This window comes from Mycolicibacterium arcueilense (genome assembly GCF_058536225.1).
In genome coordinates, this window is sequence record NZ_JBZTYL010000037.1 from 271261 (window position 1) to 291305 (window position 20045).

The window sequence follows — 20045 nt, forward strand, 5'->3', positions numbered from 1 at the left end:
GTTATTCGGCGTCGCCGTAGAGGGCGGGCTGGTTCGGGTCGTTGCGGTGCAGTCGGTTGTCCTCGTCGCTGAACCACATCGACGTCGGGGTTTCCTTCGGGATGGTGGCGGTGACGTTGGTGGCCAGCTTCACGGCGTTCGGAATGTTCGCCACCGCTTTGACTTTCACCTCGACCTTCACGGTGGCGTCCTTGCCGGTCGCCTTCACGGCCTCGACGGCGCGGCGCAGCTGGTCGGATGCTTCGTCGTGGGCGCGGCCGGCGGCGTGCTTGAGCAGCACGGCCGCGAATTCCTGCGGCGCCGGTTTCTTCTCGGTGGTGGTGTCGTTGTCGGGCATGGCAATTCCTTTCATCGGGGTGATGTCGACATGGCCAGTCGTCGCTTGTGGTCGTAGCGGCGGACGTTGTCGCGGCGGTGCGTCTTGCGGCAGCCATCGCAGAGCGGGGACTGACCGGCGGCCCAGTCGGTGCACGACGCGCATTTGCGTCGGAGGCGCCCGGTGACGGGGTCTCGGCGGGCATCCTCGAGTTCCTCGACCGACATGCCGCCCCACACGCCGAACTTCTCGCCGCGGTCTATCGCGGCCTGGCGGCATTCGGATTTCACGGGGCATCCACGGCAGATCGCTTTCGCGGGCTCGGTGGACTTTCCGTCGCCGGGAAAGAACACCGCGGGGTCGGTGTCGGCGCACGCCGCCAGGGTCTGCCACGTCATCGGGCACCGCCCTGCTTGTGCAGCCACGTGGTGAGATCGTCGATCATCTGCTCGGCAAGCGCCTGGTCCAGCGGCACGAACGGGGTGCAGTACCGGTGCACGATGTGCCCGGTCCAGTCGGTCATGCCCATGTGCTGGGCGTGCGCGGCCAGCTGGTCGAGCACGTACTGCGCGCCTTCCCGTTCGGACCAGGTGACGACGGCACCGGACATCGGCGAGCAGTACAGGTCACCGTTGGGCAACTGGATGGCGTACTGGACCGCGAAATCGTTGGGGGCGCTCATGATGCCGCCTTGTATCGGCTGGCCGGGTTCAGCGGGTGCTCGGCCGGCAGCGGGTAGCGGGGGAGGGTGCGGACCTCGGCGACGACCGCGACCAGTTCGGTGTAGCGGCCGACCGGGGGCAGTTGGGCGAGGATGTGCCACTCGGGTGGGGTGATGTTGGTGACGAACCGGTCGATGAACTCGGTGTCGGTGGTGATGTCCTTGGCCTTCGGCAGGCCACCATTGAGCGGGGTCATCGGCGGGCCGCCAATCGGTTGATGCGCCGCGACTTTCGTGCCTGCTTGTTCCGGCGCCGACGATCCGCGATCACCGCGGGATCGACGGTGCCCGCGTAGATGTTGCCGAGCTTCTGCAGCGCGACCATCGCCTGAGATGCCGCCTGAAACTTGCGCTCGCCGGGCTTCCACTCGCCGAGCAGCGGGGTGGTGTCGACCGTCTCGCCTGCGAGGCCGCCGGTCTGTGTTACCTGGTGGCGTTCCTCGTCGGTGAGGATGGGTGCTGTGATGCGGAATGACTTGGGCATCAGTGGTCTCCTGTGCGGGCAGTGAAGTCGGCGGCGATGGTGAAGGCCATCGCTGTGGCCAGTGAGGTGCCGAACATGGTGGGTGTGCCGAGCGCCAGCGAGCCGAGCGCGAAGCCGAGCGCGGCAGCTGCGATGTAGGCGAGCAGACGGGGGGTCATCCGAGGCCTCCGCATCCGCCTGGGGCCAGCGGCGGCTGCGGCGTGCCGTCGACTCGGATGCAGCGCGGGCCCTGCCAGAACGCGAGGGCGCGGAAGTAGTTCAGCCGCGTGCCATCTGGGAAGTCAGCGCCTTCGCAGTAGCCACCGAAGCCGCTGCTACCGCCACCGCCGGGGCACCAGCCGACCATCGGGATCGGGATCCGTGCGTCGAGGGCGGGCCGCGGGTTGATCACGATGATGTCGTCGGCCCGGGCCGGCGCGATGGCGGCCCCGATACCGGTGCCGACCACGATCAGCACGGAGGCGGCAGCGACGAGGACGCGGCGCGCGGTGCGCTTGTGGATGGTGCGGTGCTTCACGAAGCCACCGCCTCGATGGCGAGCTGGACAGTGCGCGGGCCGCTGGCCAGCCGCCAGGCGGCGAGCATGTCGGCGGCGTTATCGCGCGGCCACGGCTGCAGCAGGTTCGACGGCCAAGGCGTCATCGCCATCACGTCGATGTCGGTCGCCGAGTGCAGGCGCGCCAGCTGCACCTGGTGCACACCGATCGGGTCAGCTGCGAGTTTGGCGGCCTGGTCCTCAATGGCGTCGGCCAGCCCGCGGAAGTACAGCACATCCGACCACGAATCAACGTCGTCGTCGGTCATGACGTACGGCCAGGCGGGGAACTCGGGCAGCGGTGCCCACTTCTTGTGGTGCTCGGCGATACGATCAGGGGAGCTCACAATGGACCTTCTTCCTTTTGTGGGTGAAGGCCCCGGCCGTGGCAGCGGCGCGGGGCCGCTTACTACGGGGTGTCGAGTGCTTCGAGAGCCGCGAACTGGGCGGCACGATCCCGCAGCTCGTCAGCGAGATTCAGCAGGTCGTTCAGGGCATGCACGGTCGACACGCGCAATGCGAAAGCGTCGATATCGTCGGCAGCCCGCGCCAACAGCGCCGAGTCGGCCATGCGGGAGTAGTCCCCCGGGGAGGGCGACGGGTCGGGGGAATTGGCGCCGCTCACCTCCCCGGGGGTGTGCGCGTGCTGCGTCCCCTCAGCACGCCGCGTCTCCTCATCGGTGACAGGCAGATCTACGTCGCGGGTCTCGACCGTGAACGCCTTGCAGAACGAAACGCTAGCGGCGACACCGGCCCGAGCGAAGTCAGCGAGGTTCATGCCGTCACCTGCTCAGCGATCACATGCCCGCAACTCGTCGACACCAGGCCGGTATCGGTGGTGATCGTGAGCCATCGGTCTTCGTGCTTCTCGACCGTTCCGACGACCGTGGTCATTGCGGACGAGGCGTTGTCCCAGCGTTGGAACTGGACGCGCACACCCGGAGCGTGGTGTGGCAAAGCGCAGGGATTCATGCGTCACCGACCAAGGAACCGACCAGTTCTCCTACGCTCGGGGAGCTGTCAACCGAATGAGGGGAAGAACCATGACCGATAAAGAACTCGTTGTCCCGGGCCACCTGGAGATCGCGGTAGAGGCAGTCACCCGACTGCAGAGCGGCGAGTGGAGCACCAACGAAGTTCTGATTGCCGCACTGTCGGACCTTGAGTCGTTCGTCCGTACCCCGCCGAACGATCAGCCGTTCATCGACGCCGGCCCGCTGGAGCCGTTCCCGATCACGAAGATGGTGGTCAACAGCTTCGAGGAACTGTCGAATGCCACCAGCGGTCAGGCTTCGTACGGGTATGTCGCGGTGCAGCAGATCGGCTACATCGTCGCCGCGGTGAAGGGGCTGGAAGCGATGGTCCAGGGGTTGGGGCGTCGAGTCGCGGAGCTGGAGAAGCGCTGACGTCGTCGGCGCGCTCACGCGCTGGCCTTCGACTCGGTGAATAGGTCGCCGACCGCCAGGCCGAGGAACTCGGCGACGATGACGAGCTCATTTGCGTCGAACGGGGACTCTCCGCTGAGGCGGCGTGCCATGCTCGTTCGGGAGATTCCGAGTTTCGCCTGCAGTTCTTTCTGCTGCTTCCGCTGCCTGGCGAGCTCGGCTCGGACGGTTCCTGCAATGTCCGGAAGTTCCATAATTGGAACCTTCGCACCAGCAAAGGGGTTCTGTCAACGACCGTCGGGCTTATTTTTGAAACCTATTGGTTAGATATGGGCTCACATGTGCCAGAAACGTTGCATTGGTTGCAGAAGTGGTGCATGATCTTGGTCATGACCGAACTGGACATGGTTGGAAGCGAGACCACGGGATCGCTCACCGAAGGCGTCGCCAGCCGCCTGCGAGGACAGTTGGCCGAGCGCCGCATCCGGCAGACCGAGGTGATGTTGGCCACCGGATGGAGCAAGACGACCGCCTACCGCAAGATGAACGGCAAGTCGGCCCTGGATGTGGAAGAGCTCGAAAGGCTCTGGGATGCGTTCGGGATCTCCCCGGTTTTCCTGATTACAGGCCAGGTAGATGCACCGCCGCCGTCTGTGCCCCCGGCAGGATTCGAACCTGCGGCCTTCTGCTCCGGAGGCAGACGCTCTATCCCCTGAGCTACGGGGGCGCGGGCTGAAGATCAGCTGCGCCGATTGGGCTTGCATAGCGTAGCGCATGGAAGCGTCAATACGGATTCGGGGCGCGGGGACCCCAGACCATAGGATGGACCCTCGTGACCCCCGCCGACCTTGCAGAGCTGCTCAAGGCTACTGCCGCCGCAGTGCTGACCGAACACGACCTGGACACCGCCGCGTTGCCCGACACCGTCACGGTCGAGCGCCCGCGCAACCTTGAGCATGGCGACTACGCGACCAACCTCGCGCTGCAGCTCGGTAAGAAGGTCGGCGTCAACCCGCGAGAGCTGGCCGGCTGGCTGGCCGCCGCCCTGACCGCTGCCGACGGCATCGCCGCCGCCGAGGTCGCCGGCCCCGGCTTCGTCAACCTGCGCATCGAGGCCTCGGCGCAAGGCGTCATCGTCACCAACGTGCTGACCGCCGGCGCGGCCTACGGCAACTCCACCGAGCTCGCCGAGAAGATCAACCTCGAATTCGTCTCGGCCAACCCGACCGGCCCCATTCACATCGGCGGCACCCGCTGGGCCGCAGTGGGCGACGCGCTGGGCCGGCTGCTGACCACGCAGGGTGCCGACGTCACCCGCGAGTACTACTTCAACGACCACGGCGCCCAGATCGACCGGTTCGCCCGCTCGCTGGTCGCCGCCGCCAAGGGGGAGCCGGCGCCGGAGGACGGCTACGCCGGCGCCTACATCACCGACATCGCCGCCTCCGTGCAGGCCAAGCGCCCCGATGTCATGAGCCTGCCCGCCGACGAGCAACAGGAAGTGTTCCGCGAGGTCGGCGTCGACCTGATGTTCACCCACATCAAGGAATCTCTGCACGAGTTCGGCACCGACTTCGACGTCTACACGCACGAAGACTCGATGCACACTTCCGGCCGCGTCGACCAGGCCATTGCCAAGCTGCGCGAGACCGGCAGCATCTACGAGAAGGACGGCGCAACCTGGTTGCGCACCACCGAATTCGGTGACGACAAGGACCGCGTCGTCATCAAGAGTGACGGCAACCCGGCCTATGTCGCCGGCGACATCGCCTACTACCTGGACAAGCGTGAGCGCGGGTTCGACCTGTGCATCTACATGCTCGGCGCCGACCACCACGGTTACATCGCCCGGCTCAAGGCCGTTGCGGCCGCACTGGGCGAGGATCCCGCGACCGTCGAGGTGCTGATCGGCCAGATGGTCAACCTGGTCCGCGACGGGCAGCCGGTCCGGATGAGCAAGCGCGCGGGCACCGTCATCACCCTCGACGATCTGGTCGAGGCCATCGGCGTCGACGCCGCCCGGTACTCGCTGATCCGCTCCTCGGTGGATACCTCGATCGACATCGATCTGGCGCTGTGGTCCAGCGCGTCCAGCGAAAACCCGGTCTACTACGTGCAATACGCGCACGCCCGGCTGTCCGCGCTGGCGCGCAACGCCGCCGATCTCGGCGTCACCGCCGACACCGCGCACCTGGATCTGTTGTCCCACGAGAAAGAGGGCATCCTGATCCGCAACCTGGGCGAGTTCCCCCGGGTGCTCAAAGCCGCTGCCGCACTGCGGGAACCGCACCGCGTGTGCCGGTACCTGGAAGACCTGGCCGGCGACTACCACCGGTTCTACGACGCCTGCCGCGTGCTGCCGCAGGGCGACGAGGAAGCGGGCGACCTGAACGCGGCCCGGCTCGCCCTGTGTGAGGCCACCCGCCAGGTGATCGCCAACGGTCTGGGCATCCTCGGTGTGACCGCCCCGGAGCGCATGTGAACGCGCACCCCGCCGGCCCCCGGCACGCCGAAGAAATCCACCACGCCGGTGCACCCGTCAAGCCGCAGTCTCCTGACGAGATCCTGCTGCTGGCGCCGAACGTGTGGCCGCGCAACCTGGTTCGCGGTGACGGCGGCGTGGTGTCGATCGCCGGGATACCGGTCACCGATCTGGCCGCCGAATACGGCACCCCGTTGTTCGTGATCGACGAGGACGATTTCCGGTCGCGCTGCCGCGACATCGCCGCAGCCTTCGGTGGCGGGGACTACGTGCACTACGCGGCCAAGGCGTTCCTGTGCAGTGAGATCGCCCGCTGGGTCAACCAGGAAGGCCTGTCGCTCGACGTCGCAACCGGGGGAGAGCTGGCGGTGGCGCTGCACGCCGACTTCCCGCCCGAGCGAATCACCTTGCACGGCAACAACAAATCCGTCGCCGAGCTCACCACGGCTGTCAAGGCCGGGGTCGGGCATGTGGTGGTCGACTCCCTGATCGAGATCGAGCGCCTGGACCGCGTCGCCGGGGAGGCGGGCATCGTCCAGGACGTGCTGGTCCGGGTGACCCCGGGCGTGGAGGCACACACCCACGAGTTCATCTCCACCGCCCACGAAGACCAGAAGTTCGGCCTGTCGCTGGCCAGCGGTGCGGCGATGGAGGCGGTACGCAAGGTGTTCGCCACAGACAACCTGCGCCTCGTGGGGTTGCACTGCCATGTCGGTAGCCAGATCTTCGACGTGGCCGGATTCGAAGTGGCCGCCCACCGCGTGATCGGCCTGCTGCGCGACGTCGTCTCCGAATTCGGTGTCGAGAAGACATCGCAGATGTCGGTCATCGACCTCGGTGGTGGCTTGGGTATTTCCTATGTACCGCAAGATGATCCGCCGCCGATGCAGGAGCTGGCCGACAAACTGCTGGCCATCGTGCGCAGCGAATCGGCCGCCGTCGGGCTGCCTACCCCGAAGCTCGTGGTGGAACCGGGCCGCGCCATTGCCGGACCGGGGACTGTCACCCTGTACGAGGTCGGCACGGTGAAAGATGTGGCGATCAGCGCCACCGCACAGCGACGCTATGTGAGCGTCGACGGCGGTATGAGCGACAACATCCGCCCGGCGCTGTACGACGCCGAGTACGACGCCCGGCTGGTGTCCCGCACCAGCGACGCAGGCGCGACTCTGGCGCGCATCGTCGGCAAGCACTGCGAGACCGGCGACATCGTGGTCCGCGACACCTGGGTGTCCGACGACATCGCGCCCGGTGATCTGCTGGCCGTCGCCGCCACCGGTGCCTACTGCTATTCGATGTCGAGCCGGTACAACCTGCTGTGCCGGCCCGCCGTGGTGGCCGTGAAGGACCGGAAGTCGCGGCTGGTGCTCCGGCGGGAGACTGTCGAGGATCTTTTGAGCCTGGAGGTGAGTGGTCAATGAGTGATGAGAAGCCCATCGGCGTAGCGGTACTGGGGCTCGGCAACGTCGGCAGCGAAGTGGTGCGCATCATCAACGAGAGCGCCGCTGACCTCGCGGCCCGCATCGGCGCCCCACTCGAGGTGCGCGGCATCGGGGTGCGCAAGGTCTCCGGCGACCGCGGCGTGCCCAAGGACCTGCTCACCGACGACATCGTCGAGCTGGTGTCGCGCGACGACGTCGACATCGTGGTCGAGTTGATGGGCCCGGTGAAGCCGGCCCGCAAGGCCATCCTGGCCGCCCTCGAGCAGGGCAAATCGGTGGTCACCGCCAACAAGGCACTGATGGCCCAGTCCACCGGCGAACTGGCGCAGGCCGCCGAAAAGGCTCGTGTCGACCTGTATTTCGAAGCTGCTGTGGCCGGCGCGATCCCGGTGATCCGTCCGCTGACCCAGTCGCTGGCCGGCGACACGGTGGTGCGGGTGGCCGGCATCGTCAACGGGACCACCAACTACATCCTGTCCGAGATGGGCAGCACCGGCGCCGATTACAGCTCGGCACTGGCCGATGCCAGCGCGCTGGGATATGCCGAGGCCGATCCCACCGCCGACGTCGAGGGCTACGACGCCGCGGCCAAGGCCGCGATCCTCGCCTCGATCGCCTTCCACACCCGGGTCACCGCTGACGACGTCTACCGCGAAGGCATCACCAAGGTGAGTGCGGCCGACTTCGAGTCCGCCCGGGCTCTGGGCTGCACCATCAAACTGCTGGCAATCTGCGAGCGGCTCACCACTGACGAAGGCAAGCAACGTGTTTCGGCACGCGTGTACCCGGCACTGGTGCCGTTGACGCACCCGCTGGCCGCGGTCAACGGAGCCTTCAACGCCGTGGTGGTCGAGGCCGAGGCGGCCGGTCGGCTGATGTTCTACGGCCAGGGTGCTGGCGGCGCGCCGACGGCGTCGGCCGTGATGGGCGACGTCGTGATGGCCGCGCGCAACCGGGTCCAGGGTGGCCGGGGTCCGCGCGAGTCCAAGTACGCCAAGCTGCCGATCGCCCCGATCGGCTTCATCCCCACCCGCTACTACGTCAACATGAACGTCTCGGACAAACCAGGCGTGTTGTCCGCGGTGGCGGCAGAATTCTCCAAGCGCGAGGTCAGCATCGCCGAGGTGCGCCAGGAGGGCATGGTCGACGAGGAGGGTCAGCCCTGCGGCGCCCGCATCGTGGTGGTCACCCACCAGGCCACCGATGCCGCGCTCTCGGAAACCGTCGAGGCGCTGGCCGATCTCGACGCGGTGCAGACCATCAACAGCGTGCTGCGTATGGAAGGAACGAACGCATGAACCCCGGGACGCAAGGAAAGACCAGCGCAGGGCCGGTGCACCGGCCCTGGCCGGGATTGATCGAGGCCTACCGAGATCGCCTTCCGGTCGGCGACAACTGGACGCCGATCACCTTGCTCGAGGGCGGCACGCCGCTCATCCATGCCAAGCGCCTGAGTGAACTCACCGGCTGCACAGTGCATCTCAAGGTCGAGGGGCTCAACCCGACCGGATCTTTCAAGGACCGCGGCATGACCGTTGCGGTCACCGAGTCCCTGGCGCGTGGGCAGGAGGCCGTGCTGTGCGCGTCCACGGGTAACACGTCAGCCTCGGCGGCGGCCTATGCCGCTCAGGCCGGGATCACCTGTGCGGTGCTGATCCCGCAGGGCAAGATCGCGATGGGCAAGCTCGCGCAGGCGGTCATGTACGGCGCCAAGATCATCCAGGTCGACGGCAACTTCGACGACTGTCTGGAACTGGCCCGCAAGATCACTGCGGACTTCCCGACCATCGCCCTGGTGAACTCGGTCAACCCGTACCGCATCGAGGGGCAGAAGACCGCCGCGTTCGAGATCGTCGACGCGCTGGGCACCGCACCTGACGTGCACGCTCTGCCGGTGGGCAACGCGGGCAACATTACCGCCTACTGGAAGGGCTACACCGAGTACCACCGCGACGGTCTGACGGACCGGCTGCCGCGCATGCTCGGCACTCAGGCCGCCGGAGCTGCCCCACTGGTCCTGGGGGAGCCGGTCAAGGAACCCGAGACCATCGCCACCGCCATCCGCATCGGTTCGCCCGCGTCGTGGTCCGGTGCCGTCGAGGCCCAGCAGCAGTCCAAGGGCCGATTCCTGGCTGCCACCGACGAAGAGATCCTCGCGGCGTACCACCTGATCGCCCGCAACGAGGGCGTGTTCGTCGAGCCCGCGTCGGCGGCCAGCGTGGCCGGTCTGCTGAAGTCGATCGAGGACGGCTGGGTCAAGCGTGGCTCCACGGTGGTCTGCACGGTCACCGGCAACGGCCTCAAGGATCCCGACACCGCACTCAAGGACATGCCCACCGTCACGGCGGTGCCGGTCGATCCGGTCGCCGTCGTCGCCAAGCTCGGACTGGTCTGAGCCTGGTGAATCAGACCCTGCCCGCCGGGCTCACGGCCACTGCTGTCGTCGCAGCCTCCAGCGCAAACCTCGGCCCGGGCTTCGACAGCCTGGGGCTGGCGCTCAGCCTTTACGACGAAATCATCGTCGAGACAACTGAATCCGGCCTACAGCTGGAGGTTGAGGGCGAGGGTGCGGGTCAAGTTCCGCTCGATGCGACACATCTGGTGGTGCGCGCCATCGAAGCCGGATTGCAGGCCACGGGCTATCGTGCGGCTGGCCTGATCGTGCGCTGCCGCAACGAGATTCCACATTCGCGTGGGCTCGGATCTTCGGCCGCTGCCGTCGTCGGCGGCCTCGCTGTGGTCAATGGTCTTGTGGCCCAAGCTGGTTCGGATCCGATGACCGAGGATCAGCTGATTCAGCTGTCCAGTGAGTTCGAGGGGCATCCGGACAATGCCGCGGCGGCCGTGCTGGGCGGGGCGGTCGTGTCCTGGACCGAGACCGATGCCGACGGGCGGCCGCGCTACCGCGCAGCCCAGGTGCGGGTGCATCCGGACATCCGTCTGTTCCCCGCGGTTCCGCAGCAGCGGTCGTCCACCGCAGAGACCCGCGCGGTGCTACCCGAGCAGGTCAGCCACGTCGATGCGCGATTCAACGTCAGCCGCGCGGCCCTGCTCGTCGTGGCCTTGAGTGAGCGCCCGGATCTGCTGATGACCGCTACGCAGGATGTGTTGCATCAACCACAACGCGCCGCGGCCATGCCGGCCTCCGCGGAATACCTGCAGTTGCTGCGGCGTTATGGGGTGGCAGCAGTGCTGTCCGGGGCCGGACCAACGGTTCTGGGGCTGAGTTCGCAGGTAGGACTGCCTGATGAGGCCGTGGATTACGGCACTGCCCACGGGTTCACCGTCAGGGAGATGTCGGTCGGAACGGGCGTCCGCTGGACGTCGGGTGTGGCCGCCCGGAACTGACGATGTGCGCCACAAGAAGAGCCGAGCGCCACACGCCCAGTGTTGACGTTGCTTGATTACTTCACGAAAGCGAGTTATTCTCGCTTTCGTCCAGCACTCGCAGGGTCTCTGCCTGCGTCGACACCAGGACGACCACCCAATCTTCTTGTGTTCTACTCGTGGACTGACGGCTCGCCGTATATCGGCGGACCCGGGCGATCGCCGTTGCGCAGGCGACGGTGTGAGCTACGCGCTCAGCGGTTCAGCTGAACGCGCTTCGACCTTTGGGGAACCCTCACACGACCTGATGAGTGAGGGAAAGAAAGGAAATCCGTGACAGAAACGGACCTCTTCACGGCTGACAATGCCAACGGCACTGGGGATTTGCCGAACGCCGTGACATCTGAAAGCACCGAGACCACTGACACCGCGGCCGCGCGGCGCGCTTCGAGCGCCCGGCCCGCGTCGCTGTCGACCATGGTGCTGCCTGAGCTGCGTGCCCTGGCCAAGGAAATCGGTGTTGAAGGCGCGTCCGGTTTGCGTAAGAGTGAGCTGATCGCAGCTATTCGCGCCCATCGTGGTGAATCCAACGGTGCGGCCGCCGAGGCCAAGCCGGCCGCCGACGTCCAGCCCGACGCCGGTGCCGAGGCTGCTGAGCAGCCCGCGACCCGTCGTCGTGAGCGTCGGGGTTCCTCGCGCCAGGCCGGCGCGCCGGTCGCCGACGCGGCCAAGGACGACGCGGCCAAGGACGACGCAGGCAAGCCCGATGCCGGTAAGGGTGACGCGGGCACCGAGGCCGTCAAGGCCGAGACAAAGAACGCTGAGCCGGCCGCCGAGCAGCAGGAAAAGCCTGCCAAGCAGGACAAGCGTGAACGCCAGGAACGGCGCGACAAGCGCGAGCAGTCCGACGCTGACAAGGGCGAGGCCAAGGCCGACAACAAGGCCGACAACAAGCAGGACGACAAGCGCGACCAGAAGCAGGACCGCGACCAGAAGCAGGACAAGGGTCAGGGGCGCGAGCAGTCCGATCAGTCCGACAACCAGCAGAACCGGGGCGGCAACAACGCCAACGCCGATGACGATGGTGATGGGGACGGCCGGCAGGGCCGTCGCGGCCGTCGGTTCCGTGACCGTGACCGTCGCCGGCGCGGTGAGCGTGGCGCCGAGGGCGGTAACGAGACCGAGCTGCGTGAGGACGACGTCGTCCAGCCGGTCGCCGGCATCCTCGACGTGCTGGACAACTACGCGTTCGTCCGCACCTCAGGCTACCTGGCCGGGCCGAACGACGTCTACGTGTCCATGAACATGGTCCGCAAGAACGGCTTGCGCCGCGGTGACGCCGTCACCGGTGCCGTCCGTGTGCCCCGCGAGGGTGAGGGCGGCGGGGGCCAGAACCCGCGGCAGAAGTTCAACCCGCTGGTGCGTCTGGACAGCGTCAACGGTGGACCCGTCGAGGCGGCCAAGAACCGTCCCGACTTCACCAAGCTGACCCCGCTGTACCCGAATCAGCGGCTGCGCCTGGAGACCACACCCGAGCGACTGACCACCCGCGTGATCGACCTGATCATGCCGATCGGTAAGGGGCAGCGCGCCCTGATCGTGTCGCCGCCCAAGGCCGGTAAGACCACGATCATGCAGGACATCGCCAACGCGATCACCAAGAACAACCCGGAATGCCACCTCATGGTGGTGCTCGTCGACGAGCGCCCGGAAGAGGTCACCGACATGCAGCGTTCGGTGAAGGGCGAGGTCATCGCCTCGACCTTCGACCGTCCGCCGTCAGACCACACCCAGGCCGCCGAGCTGGCGATCGAGCGGGCCAAGCGCCTGGTCGAGCAGGGCAAGGACGTCGTGGTGCTGCTGGACTCGATCACCCGGTTGGGCCGCGCGTACAACAACGCGTCGCCGGCTTCGGGCCGCATCCTCTCCGGTGGTGTCGACTCCACCGCGCTGTACCCGCCGAAGCGGTTCCTCGGCGCGGCCCGCAACATCGAGCACGGCGGCTCGCTGACCATCATCGCCACGGCGATGGTCGAGACCGGTTCGACCGGTGACACCGTGATCTTCGAGGAGTTCAAGGGCACCGGTAACGCCGAGCTCAAGCTCGACCGCAAGATCGCCGAGCGCCGGGTGTTCCCCGCGGTCGACGTCAACCCGTCGGGCACCCGCAAGGACGAGCTGCTGCTCAGCCCCGACGAGTTCGCCATCGTGCACAAGCTGCGCCGCGTGCTCTCGGGTCTCGACAGCCACCAGGCCATCGACTTGCTGATGAGCCAGCTGCGCAAGACCAAGAACAACTACGAGTTCCTGGTGCAGGTCTCGAAGACCGCTCCCGGCTCGATGGACGTCGACTAAGCACGACAACGTGAAAGGCCCCCGATATTTTCGGGGGCCTTTTGCGTTCCGTCAGGAAGTTGTCGCCGCGCGTAGCCCGGGCATCAGATACCGCCGCACCTGCGCGAGGACGGCGTCCCCGTCACTGGGATCCAGCGTGTTCCCCGGTACGGTCGCCAGTGAGATCAATACTCGCGCAACCCATTCCGATGCTTCGGGGATGTCGATGTCGGCTCGCACCTCGCCACGGTCGCGGGCGGCCGCCAGATAGGGCGACCAGAACTCGGCGAGGTCGGGGATCATGCCCTGCACGCCGGCCCCGGCGCAGGCGGCGAATTCCTCGGGTTCGTCGGTGCGAAGTTTCATCAGTACCGCGCCCGGATCGTCGTAGGCTCGCAGGCCATTGCCGACACCCCAGGCGATCTGGCGATCCAGTCCCTCGATCTGCTCCAGCATGGCCTGGGCTTCCGACCAGAACGTGTCATTGAGTCGCACGATCACAGCGCCCAGCAGCGTCACCTTGTCCGGGAAATGGCGGTAGAGCCACCCGCGGGACACTCCGGCGGCCTCGGCGACCTCAGAGACAGTGGTCGCGCGAATGCCCTTGGTCCGCAGGCATTCTTCGGCAGCGTCGATCAGTCGATCTCGCACGCTGCGCGGTGCCGTGGTGCTGGTCAACTGTGGTGTCTCCTGGTCTTCCGATTGGGCTTAGGTACATGATTCTGCCAAGCGTGTATCCGTCGCGCCAGAACCATGGTAGACAGTTTTCTAATTCTGTTCACTGACCCTTGGGGATTCATCGGATGGCCGAAACGCTGCAGCAGTTGCTCCGGGAACGCGAAGCAGGTGACACGGTCGCCATCAAGTACGGCGACCGGACCTGGACGTGGCGCGAGCATATCGCCGAGGCGAAGGCCCAGGCCGCGACCCTGATCGGGATCGCCGAGCCGCAGCGTCCGCTCCATGTGGGCACCCTGCTGGGCAACACCCCCGACATGCTGACCGCGCTGGCGGCGGCGGCCCTGGGCGGCTACGTGCTGTGCGGCATCAACAACACCCGCCGGGGTGATGCGCTGGCCCGCGACATCGCCCGGGTCGAATGTCAGGTCGTCCTCGTCGACGAACACCATCGCGGGCTGCTCGACGGCGTCGACCTGCCGGGCGTCACCGTCATCGACGTATCGGATACCGCCTGGTCATCACGGGAACTCACGCCGCACCGCGAGGTCGGGGCCGACGACACCTTCATGATGATCTTCACCTCGGGTACCAGCGGGGAGCCCAAGGCCGTCCGGGTGCCGCATTCCATCGTGCTGTTCTCCGCCGCCGCGCTGGTGCAGCGGTACGGCCTGACCGAGGCAGACACCTGCTACCTGGCCATGCCGCTGTTCCATTCGAACGGGGTGTACGCCGGGTGGGGCGTGGCGCTCAGCTCGGGCGCGGCCATGGCGCCGGCACAGTTCTCCGCGTCGGGGTTCCTCCCTGACATCCGCCGTTATGGCGCGACGTACATGAACTACGTCGGCAAGCCGCTGGCCTACATCCTGGCCACCGCCGAGCAACCCGACGACCACGACAACACGCTGCGCGTGGCATTCGGCAACGAGGCCGCCGACCGCGACATCGACGAATTCAGCCGCAGGTTCGGATGCAGCGTCTGGGACGGCTTCGGCTCGACGGAGCTGGCGATCATCATCACCCGTTCCGAGGGCACCCCCGCCGGCAGCGTCGGCCAGGGCTTCCCGGGTGTGGCGATCTACGACCCGGAGACCCTCGAAGAGTGCCCGGCCGCACAATTCGATGCCACCGGTGCCCTGGTCAACGCCGAGGCCGCCACCGGGGAACTGGTGAACACCAACGGCAGCGGGATGTTCCGCGGCTACCACAACGATCAGGGCGCGACCGATGAACGGCTGCGCCACGGCATGTACTGGTCGGGCGATCTGGCCTACCGCGACCCCGACGGCTGGATCTACCTGGCCGGGCGCACCGCGGACTGGATGAGAGTGGACGGCGAGAACATCACCGCGGCGCCGATCGAACGAATCTTGTTGCGGCAGCCGGTGATCAGCCGGGTCGCGGTCTATCCCGTGCCCGACGAGTTCGTCGGTGACCAGGTGATGGCTGCCGTCGTGCTGCGCGACGGTCAGGCGCTGACGCCCGACGAGTTCGGCGCATTCCTGGCGCAGCAGCAGGATCTGTCGCCGAAATCCTGGCCGCGCTACGTCTGGATCGCCGACGATCTGCCCAGCACCGCGACCAACAAGATTCTCAAGCGTGAACTGGTTGCCCTCGGCGCCGATCCGGCCGGTCGGGTGCTCTGGAAGCGGACCGGTCGCACGTTCCAACCCGCGGCCATCGCCGCAGCGGACCGAGATTGCGCTCAGGGACAAGATTCGGGCCAGACTTGTCCCTGAGCGCAATCTCGCCAGCGATCAACGGCATCTGCCTGCATCGGCGTGATCTGCGCGTTGCCAGGGTCCAGGAATACCGGCCGGTCATCCCGCGTTTAGGCTGTTGGCGGTTGACCTGGCATAATGGACCGCCGACCCTCGGTCCCGGTTCACGTCCATCTGAATTTCGGGCGACCCGGGCCAACGATTGAAGAGGAACCCATGAAAACAGGCATTCATCCTGAGTATGTCGAGACCACGGTGCACTGTGGTTGCGGCAATACCTTCCAGACCCGTAGCACCAAGCAGAGCGGCCAGATCGTGGTCGAGGTCTGCTCGCAGTGCCACCCGTTCTACACCGGCAAGCAGAAGATCCTCGACAGCGGCGGCCGCGTGGCCCGCTTCGAGAAGCGGTACGGCAAGCGTAAGCCTGCCGGTGATCAGGCTGCCGCAGCCGACAAGTAGCTACGTCAACGGCGCCCGATCTGTCGCATTTGCGTCAGATCTGGGCGCTGTTTTCGTTTCCAGGAACGAGTTGGGACAGGAGGATGACGTGACGGATACCGCTTCTGCTGGATTCCCGGCTCAGCCGGGGAGAGCAATCGAGGCGCTGCTCGCTGAGCACGCTGACCTGGAGCGTCAGCTCGCCGACCCCAACCTGCACGCCGACGCCTCCGCCGCCCGCAAGGTGGGCCGGCGGTTCGCCCAGATCTCGCCCGTGGTGGGGACCTACCGCAAGCTCGAAGCCGCCCGCGGTGACCTGGAAGCCGCTCGCGAGCTCGCCGCCGACGACGCCAGCTTCGCCGACGAGGTGGACGAGCTGACCACGAAGGTCGCCGAACTCGATGCGCAGCTGACGGATCAGCTGGCGCCCCGGGATCCCCACGACGCCGACGACATCGTGCTTGAGGTCAAGTCCGGGGAAGGTGGGGAGGAGTCGGCACTGTTCGCCGCCGATCTGGCCCGCATGTACATCCGTTACGCCGAACGTCACGGCTGGACCGTCACCGTGCTCGACGAGACCTGGTCGGACCTGGGCGGTTACAAGGACGCCACCATCACCATCGCCAGCAAGGGCGATTCCGCCGACGGCGTGTGGTCGCGGATGAAGTTCGAGGGCGGGGTCCACCGCGTGCAACGCGTTCCGGTCACCGAGTCACAGGGTCGGGTGCACACGTCGGCGGCCGGCGTCCTCGTCTACCCCGAACCAGAGGACGTCGAGCAGGTGCAGATCGACGAGTCCGACCTGCGCATCGACGTCTACCGGTCCTCGGGCAAGGGCGGTCAGGGCGTCAACACGACCGACTCCGCGGTCCGCATCACGCACCTGCCCACCGGCATCGTCGTGACCTGCCAGAACGAGCGCTCGCAGCTGCAGAACAAGGCCAGGGCCATGGTGGTGCTCGCCGCTCGACTGCAGGCACTGGCCGAAGAACAGGCGTCGGCGGACGCATCGGCAGACCGGGCCAGCCAGATCCGCACGGTCGACCGCAGCGAACGGATCCGCACCTACAACTTCCCCGAGAACCGGATCGCGGATCACCGCATCAACTTCAAGGCGCACAACCTCGACCAGGTGCTCGACGGAGACATGGATGCGCTGCTCGACGCGCTGGGTACCGCCGACAAACAGGCCCGGCTGCAGCAGCAGACATGACCCCGGTGCGGCAGGCGGTCCAAGCCGCAACGGCACGGCTCGCTGCCGCGGGCGTCGCGTCCCCGCGCATCGACGCAGAGCTGCTGGCCGCGCACGTGGCGGGTGTCGACCGGGGTCGGCTGATGTTCCTCGACGACGCCGATGAACAGTTCCACGAGGCCTACGACGAACTCGTGGCCGCCCGGTCCCGTCGGATTCCGCTGCAACATCTGATCGGTACGGCGCCGTTCGGCCCGCTGACGCTCGCGGTCGGGCCTGGTGTGTTCATCCCGCGGCCCGAAACCGAGGCGCTGCTCGAATGGGCCTGCACGCGGCAACTGCCCGGCGACCCGTTGATCGTCGACCTGTGCACGGGCTCGGGTGCGCTGGCGTTGGCGCTGGCCGCACGATGGCCCGACGCCCGCGTGCTCGCCGTCGAGAACTCGCCCGCGGCCCTGGAGTTCGCGCGGCGCAACGCCGCCGGTACGCGCGTCGAGGTAGTGGACGCCGATGTCACCGCGCCCGGCCTGCTGCCCGAACTCGATGGGCGGGTGGATCTGCTGGTGTCCAACCCGCCCTACATCCCCGAGGCCGCGGTCCTGGAACCCGAAGTGGCCGAACATGATCCCGCGACCGCATCGTTCGGTGGCCCCGACGGTATGTCGGTGATCCGGCCGATCGTCACACTCGCCGCCCGGTGGTTGCGCGATGGTGCGTCCTGCGCCGTCGAGCACGACGACACCACTTCCGAGCTGTCGGTCGGGGCCTTCGTCGACGACGGTCGCTTCACCGAGGTCACCGCGCGCCGCGACCTCGCCGGACGACCCCGCTTTGTGACGGCGACGAGGATTGGGAGAAGCTGAGTTGATGCGCGCACCGACCGGGGAGCCGACATGACGATCTTCGACTGCACCGACGCTGATCAGCGTGCGACCGGCATCGCCTCGGCGATCAGCGCGGTGAAGGGCGGCCGATTGGTGGTGATGCCGACCGACACCGTCTACGGGATCGGTGCGGATGCCTTCGATCGCGACGCCGTCGGCAGTCTCCTCGCGGCCAAGGGCCGTGGCCGCAACATGCCGGTCGGCGTGTTCGTCGGCTCGTGGAACACCATCGACGGTCTCGTTTACTCGGTGCCGCCGGCCGCCCGCGAGTTGATCCGGGCATTCTGGCCGGGCGCACTGAGCCTGATCGTCACGCAGGCACCGTCGCTGCAGTGGGACCTCGGGGATGCCAACGGCAACGTCATGCTCCGGATGCCGATGCACCCGGTGGCCATCGAGCTCCTGCGCGAGGTCGGTCCCATGGCCCAGTCCAGTGCCAATGTCTCGGGTCAGCCGGCCGCGGTGACGGCAGCGCAGGCCCACGAGCAACTCGGCGACACGGTGGAGGTCTATCTGGACGGCGGGCCCGCCGAACAACAGGCAGCGTCCACCATCGTCGACCTCACCGGCATCCAGCCACGCATCCTGCGCGCCGGTCCGATCAGCGCGGCGGACATCGCCAGGGTCGTCGGCGTGGAAATCTCCACGCTCACAACAACACCTACGGAGTGATCTCAGCTTGCTGCAGTACGGTTCATCGGTGATGTCGGCCGGTGACGTAGTGATCCCCGCGGTCAATTCCGGGCTTCTCGCTCTGTCGGACCGAGGTGCCGGTGTTCCGCTGCGTGAGTTGGCGCTCGTCGGACTGACCGCCGCGATCATCACGTACTTCGCCACCGGCTGGGTGCGGGTGCTGGCCATCCGGGTCGGCGCCGTCGCCTACCCGCGGGAACGCGATGTCCACGTACAGCCGATACCGCGGATGGGCGGGTTGGCGATGTACATCGGGGTCGCCGCCGCGGTATTGCTGGCTTCCCAACTGCCGGCACTCACGCGAGGTTTCGTCTACTCCACCGGTATGCCCGCGGTCGTGGTCGCCGGCGGGCTGATCATGGCCATCGGGCTGATCGACGACCGCTGGGGGCTGGACGCCCTGACGAAATTCGCCGGCCAGATCACCGCGGCGAGCGTGCTGGTCACGATGGGCGTGGCCTGGAGCGTGCTCTACATCCCGTTCGGGGGAGTGGGCACCATCGTGCTCGACCAGGTGTCCTCGATCCTGCTGACGCTCGCGCTGACGGTGTCGATCGTCAACGCGATGAACTTCGTCGACGGTCTCGACGGTCTGGCCGCCGGGCTCGGACTCATCACGGCCCTGGCCATCTGCATCTTCTCGGTCGGGCTGCTGCGGGACCACGGCGGCGACGTCCTGTTCTATCCGCCCGCGGTGATCTCGGTGGTGCTGGCGGGCGCCTGTCTGGGCTTCCTGCCGCACAACTTCCACCGGGCCAAGATCTTCATGGGCGATTCGGGATCGATGCTGATCGGCCTGATGCTGGGTGCGGCGTCGACGACGGCCGCCGGGCCGATCTCGCAGAACGCCTACGGCGCCCGCGATGTTTTCGCGCTCATGTCGCCGTTCCTGCTGGTGATCGCCGTGATGTTGGTACCAGCGCTGGACACGTTGCTGGCCATCGTGCGTCGCACCCGCGCCGGCCGGAGTCCGCTCAGCCCCGACAAGATGCATCTGCATCACCGACTGCTGCAGATCGGGCACTCGCATCGCCGCGCCGTGCTGTTGATCTACCTATGGGTGGGCATCATCGCTTTCGGTGCCGCAGCGACGATTTTCTTCGATCCCCGCTACACCGGAGCGGTCGTCGCGGCCGCCATCGTGGTGGCCATCGTGGTGACACTGATACCCCTGTTGCAACGTGGGAATGACGCGTCCGAAGACGAGCACGAAGCGAAGTACGACAAAAAGTAGTAGGCCACGTTTAGGGGTGCCTACCATGTGTTAGGGTGCTGCCAGAACCCGAAAAACCTCGCGGGTTGCCGGCCCGGCCCCTCGGTTCGACGAACCGTCAGGTGCCGATCAACGACCGACAAAGGGAGCTACCCCGTGGGTGAATCGAGCCCGCCCGCCGCCCTCCGATATTCTCGTCG

25 protein-coding genes, 1 tRNA gene and 1 pseudogene are annotated in these 20045 nt (G+C 66.9%); 14 read left to right on the forward strand and 13 right to left on the reverse strand.

What is annotated here, in order from left to right; translation table 11 throughout:
- Position 1: 1 nt before the first annotated feature.
- From AC4LGL_RS33000 to AC4LGL_RS33045, 10 genes are all read right to left on the reverse strand, one after another.
- Positions 2-337 (reverse strand): YfdP family phage-associated protein, encoded by a 336-nt coding sequence (locus tag AC4LGL_RS33000; protein WP_491842443.1) that lies wholly within the window; start codon positions 335-337, stop codon positions 2-4.
- A gap of 11 nt (positions 338-348) precedes the next feature.
- Positions 349-714: a WhiB family transcriptional regulator gene (locus AC4LGL_RS33005; protein WP_491842444.1), complete on the reverse strand. Its 366-nt coding sequence runs from the start codon at positions 712-714 to the stop codon at positions 349-351.
- Positions 711-998: a hypothetical protein gene (locus tag AC4LGL_RS33010; RefSeq protein WP_491842445.1), complete on the reverse strand. Its 288-nt coding sequence runs from the start codon at positions 996-998 to the stop codon at positions 711-713. Before AC4LGL_RS33010 ends, AC4LGL_RS33005 begins: the two co-directional genes overlap by 4 nt.
- Positions 995-1234, reverse strand: coding sequence for a hypothetical protein (locus AC4LGL_RS33015; RefSeq protein WP_491842446.1), 240 nt, complete (start codon positions 1232-1234; stop codon positions 995-997). Before AC4LGL_RS33015 ends, AC4LGL_RS33010 begins: the two co-directional genes overlap by 4 nt.
- The gene (locus AC4LGL_RS33020; RefSeq protein ID WP_491842447.1) at positions 1231-1521 is read right to left on the reverse strand and encodes a hypothetical protein; all 291 of its coding nucleotides are present in this window, start codon (positions 1519-1521) and stop codon (positions 1231-1233) included. Before AC4LGL_RS33020 ends, AC4LGL_RS33015 begins: the two co-directional genes overlap by 4 nt.
- On the reverse strand, positions 1521-1679 hold the full coding sequence (locus tag AC4LGL_RS33025) for a hypothetical protein (protein ID WP_491842448.1): 159 nt from the start codon (positions 1677-1679) through the stop codon (positions 1521-1523). The genes AC4LGL_RS33020 and AC4LGL_RS33025 overlap by 1 nt, the downstream gene beginning before the upstream one ends.
- Positions 1676-2038: a hypothetical protein gene (locus AC4LGL_RS33030; RefSeq protein WP_491842449.1), complete on the reverse strand. Its 363-nt coding sequence runs from the start codon at positions 2036-2038 to the stop codon at positions 1676-1678. Before AC4LGL_RS33030 ends, AC4LGL_RS33025 begins: the two co-directional genes overlap by 4 nt.
- A complete protein-coding gene (locus AC4LGL_RS33035; RefSeq protein ID WP_491842450.1) occupies positions 2035-2403 on the reverse strand; it encodes a hypothetical protein in 369 nt (122 codons plus the stop codon). The genes AC4LGL_RS33030 and AC4LGL_RS33035 overlap by 4 nt, the downstream gene beginning before the upstream one ends.
- A gap of 62 nt (positions 2404-2465) precedes the next feature.
- Positions 2466-2834 carry a hypothetical protein gene (locus AC4LGL_RS33040; protein WP_491842451.1) on the reverse strand — a complete coding sequence of 123 codons (369 nt, stop codon included), beginning with the start codon at positions 2832-2834 and terminating at the stop codon, positions 2466-2468.
- Positions 2831-2992, reverse strand: a complete 162-nt coding sequence (locus AC4LGL_RS33045; RefSeq protein ID WP_491842452.1) for a hypothetical protein — start codon at positions 2990-2992, stop codon at positions 2831-2833. The genes AC4LGL_RS33040 and AC4LGL_RS33045 overlap by 4 nt, the downstream gene beginning before the upstream one ends.
- A gap of 107 nt (positions 2993-3099) precedes the next feature.
- On the opposite strand from AC4LGL_RS33045, the gene AC4LGL_RS33050 reads away from it, so the two are divergent.
- Positions 3100-3462 (forward strand): hypothetical protein, encoded by a 363-nt coding sequence (locus tag AC4LGL_RS33050; protein WP_491842453.1) that lies wholly within the window; start codon positions 3100-3102, stop codon positions 3460-3462.
- A 14-nt stretch (positions 3463-3476) separates the two neighbouring features.
- Here AC4LGL_RS33050 and AC4LGL_RS33055 read toward each other — a convergent pair whose 3' ends face one another.
- On the reverse strand, positions 3477-3695 hold the full coding sequence (locus AC4LGL_RS33055) for a helix-turn-helix domain-containing protein (protein ID WP_491842454.1): 219 nt from the start codon (positions 3693-3695) through the stop codon (positions 3477-3479).
- Positions 3696-3845: 150 nt separating this feature from the next.
- Here AC4LGL_RS33055 and AC4LGL_RS33060 point away from each other — a divergent pair.
- Positions 3846-4082, forward strand: a pseudogene (locus AC4LGL_RS33060) (helix-turn-helix domain-containing protein); the annotation flags it as partial.
- A 13-nt stretch (positions 4083-4095) separates the two neighbouring features.
- On the opposite strand, the gene AC4LGL_RS33065 reads toward AC4LGL_RS33060, so the two are convergent.
- Positions 4096-4168, reverse strand: a tRNA-Arg gene (locus tag AC4LGL_RS33065).
- Positions 4169-4273: 105 nt separating this feature from the next.
- On the opposite strand from AC4LGL_RS33065, the gene argS reads away from it, so the two are divergent.
- The 6 genes from argS to rho all read left to right on the forward strand — a co-directional run bounded on the left by argS (position 4274) and on the right by rho (position 13047).
- Positions 4274-5923 (forward strand): arginine--tRNA ligase, encoded by a 1650-nt coding sequence (gene argS / locus AC4LGL_RS33070; protein WP_491842455.1) that lies wholly within the window; start codon positions 4274-4276, stop codon positions 5921-5923.
- Positions 5920-7344 (forward strand): diaminopimelate decarboxylase, encoded by a 1425-nt coding sequence (gene lysA, locus AC4LGL_RS33075; protein WP_491842456.1) that lies wholly within the window; start codon positions 5920-5922, stop codon positions 7342-7344. Before argS ends, lysA begins: the two co-directional genes overlap by 4 nt.
- Entirely contained in the window at positions 7341-8663 is a 1323-nt protein-coding gene (locus tag AC4LGL_RS33080; protein WP_491842457.1) for a homoserine dehydrogenase, read from the forward strand. The genes lysA and AC4LGL_RS33080 overlap by 4 nt, the downstream gene beginning before the upstream one ends.
- Positions 8660-9760, forward strand: coding sequence for a threonine synthase (gene thrC / locus AC4LGL_RS33085; RefSeq protein ID WP_055116187.1), 1101 nt, complete (start codon positions 8660-8662; stop codon positions 9758-9760). Before AC4LGL_RS33080 ends, thrC begins: the two co-directional genes overlap by 4 nt.
- A gap of 5 nt (positions 9761-9765) precedes the next feature.
- Positions 9766-10713 (forward strand): homoserine kinase, encoded by a 948-nt coding sequence (thrB, locus tag AC4LGL_RS33090; protein WP_491842458.1) that lies wholly within the window; start codon positions 9766-9768, stop codon positions 10711-10713.
- Between the two features lie 312 nt (positions 10714-11025).
- Complete coding sequence (gene rho, locus AC4LGL_RS33095) at positions 11026-13047, forward strand: transcription termination factor Rho (RefSeq protein WP_491842459.1); 2022 nt, start codon at positions 11026-11028, stop codon at positions 13045-13047.
- Positions 13048-13098: 51 nt separating this feature from the next.
- On the opposite strand, the gene AC4LGL_RS33100 is transcribed toward rho, so the two are convergent.
- Entirely contained in the window at positions 13099-13704 is a 606-nt protein-coding gene (locus AC4LGL_RS33100; protein WP_491842460.1) for a TetR/AcrR family transcriptional regulator, read from the reverse strand.
- A 125-nt stretch (positions 13705-13829) separates the two neighbouring features.
- Between AC4LGL_RS33100 and fadD1 the strand changes: the two genes are divergently transcribed.
- The 6 genes from fadD1 (at position 13830) to AC4LGL_RS33130 (ending at position 19866) form a co-directional block, all read left to right on the forward strand.
- Positions 13830-15443, forward strand: coding sequence for a fatty-acid--CoA ligase FadD1 (fadD1, locus tag AC4LGL_RS33105; protein ID WP_491842461.1), 1614 nt, complete (start codon positions 13830-13832; stop codon positions 15441-15443).
- Positions 15444-15641: 198 nt separating this feature from the next.
- The gene (gene rpmE, locus AC4LGL_RS33110; RefSeq protein WP_019344296.1) at positions 15642-15884 is read left to right on the forward strand and encodes a 50S ribosomal protein L31; all 243 of its coding nucleotides are present in this window, start codon (positions 15642-15644) and stop codon (positions 15882-15884) included.
- Positions 15885-15972: 88 nt separating this feature from the next.
- The gene (gene prfA, locus AC4LGL_RS33115) at positions 15973-17076 is read left to right on the forward strand and encodes a peptide chain release factor 1 (protein WP_491842462.1); all 1104 of its coding nucleotides are present in this window, start codon (positions 15973-15975) and stop codon (positions 17074-17076) included.
- Complete coding sequence (prmC, locus tag AC4LGL_RS33120; RefSeq protein WP_491842463.1) at positions 17073-17918, forward strand: peptide chain release factor N(5)-glutamine methyltransferase; 846 nt, start codon at positions 17073-17075, stop codon at positions 17916-17918. The genes prfA and prmC overlap by 4 nt, the downstream gene beginning before the upstream one ends.
- 30 nt (positions 17919-17948) lie before the next feature.
- Positions 17949-18611 carry an L-threonylcarbamoyladenylate synthase gene (locus AC4LGL_RS33125; protein WP_491842464.1) on the forward strand — a complete coding sequence of 221 codons (663 nt, stop codon included), beginning with the start codon at positions 17949-17951 and terminating at the stop codon, positions 18609-18611.
- 7 nt (positions 18612-18618) lie between these two features.
- Complete coding sequence (locus AC4LGL_RS33130) at positions 18619-19866, forward strand: glycosyltransferase family 4 protein (RefSeq protein ID WP_491842465.1); 1248 nt, start codon at positions 18619-18621, stop codon at positions 19864-19866.
- Positions 19867-20045: the final 179 nt, after the last annotated feature.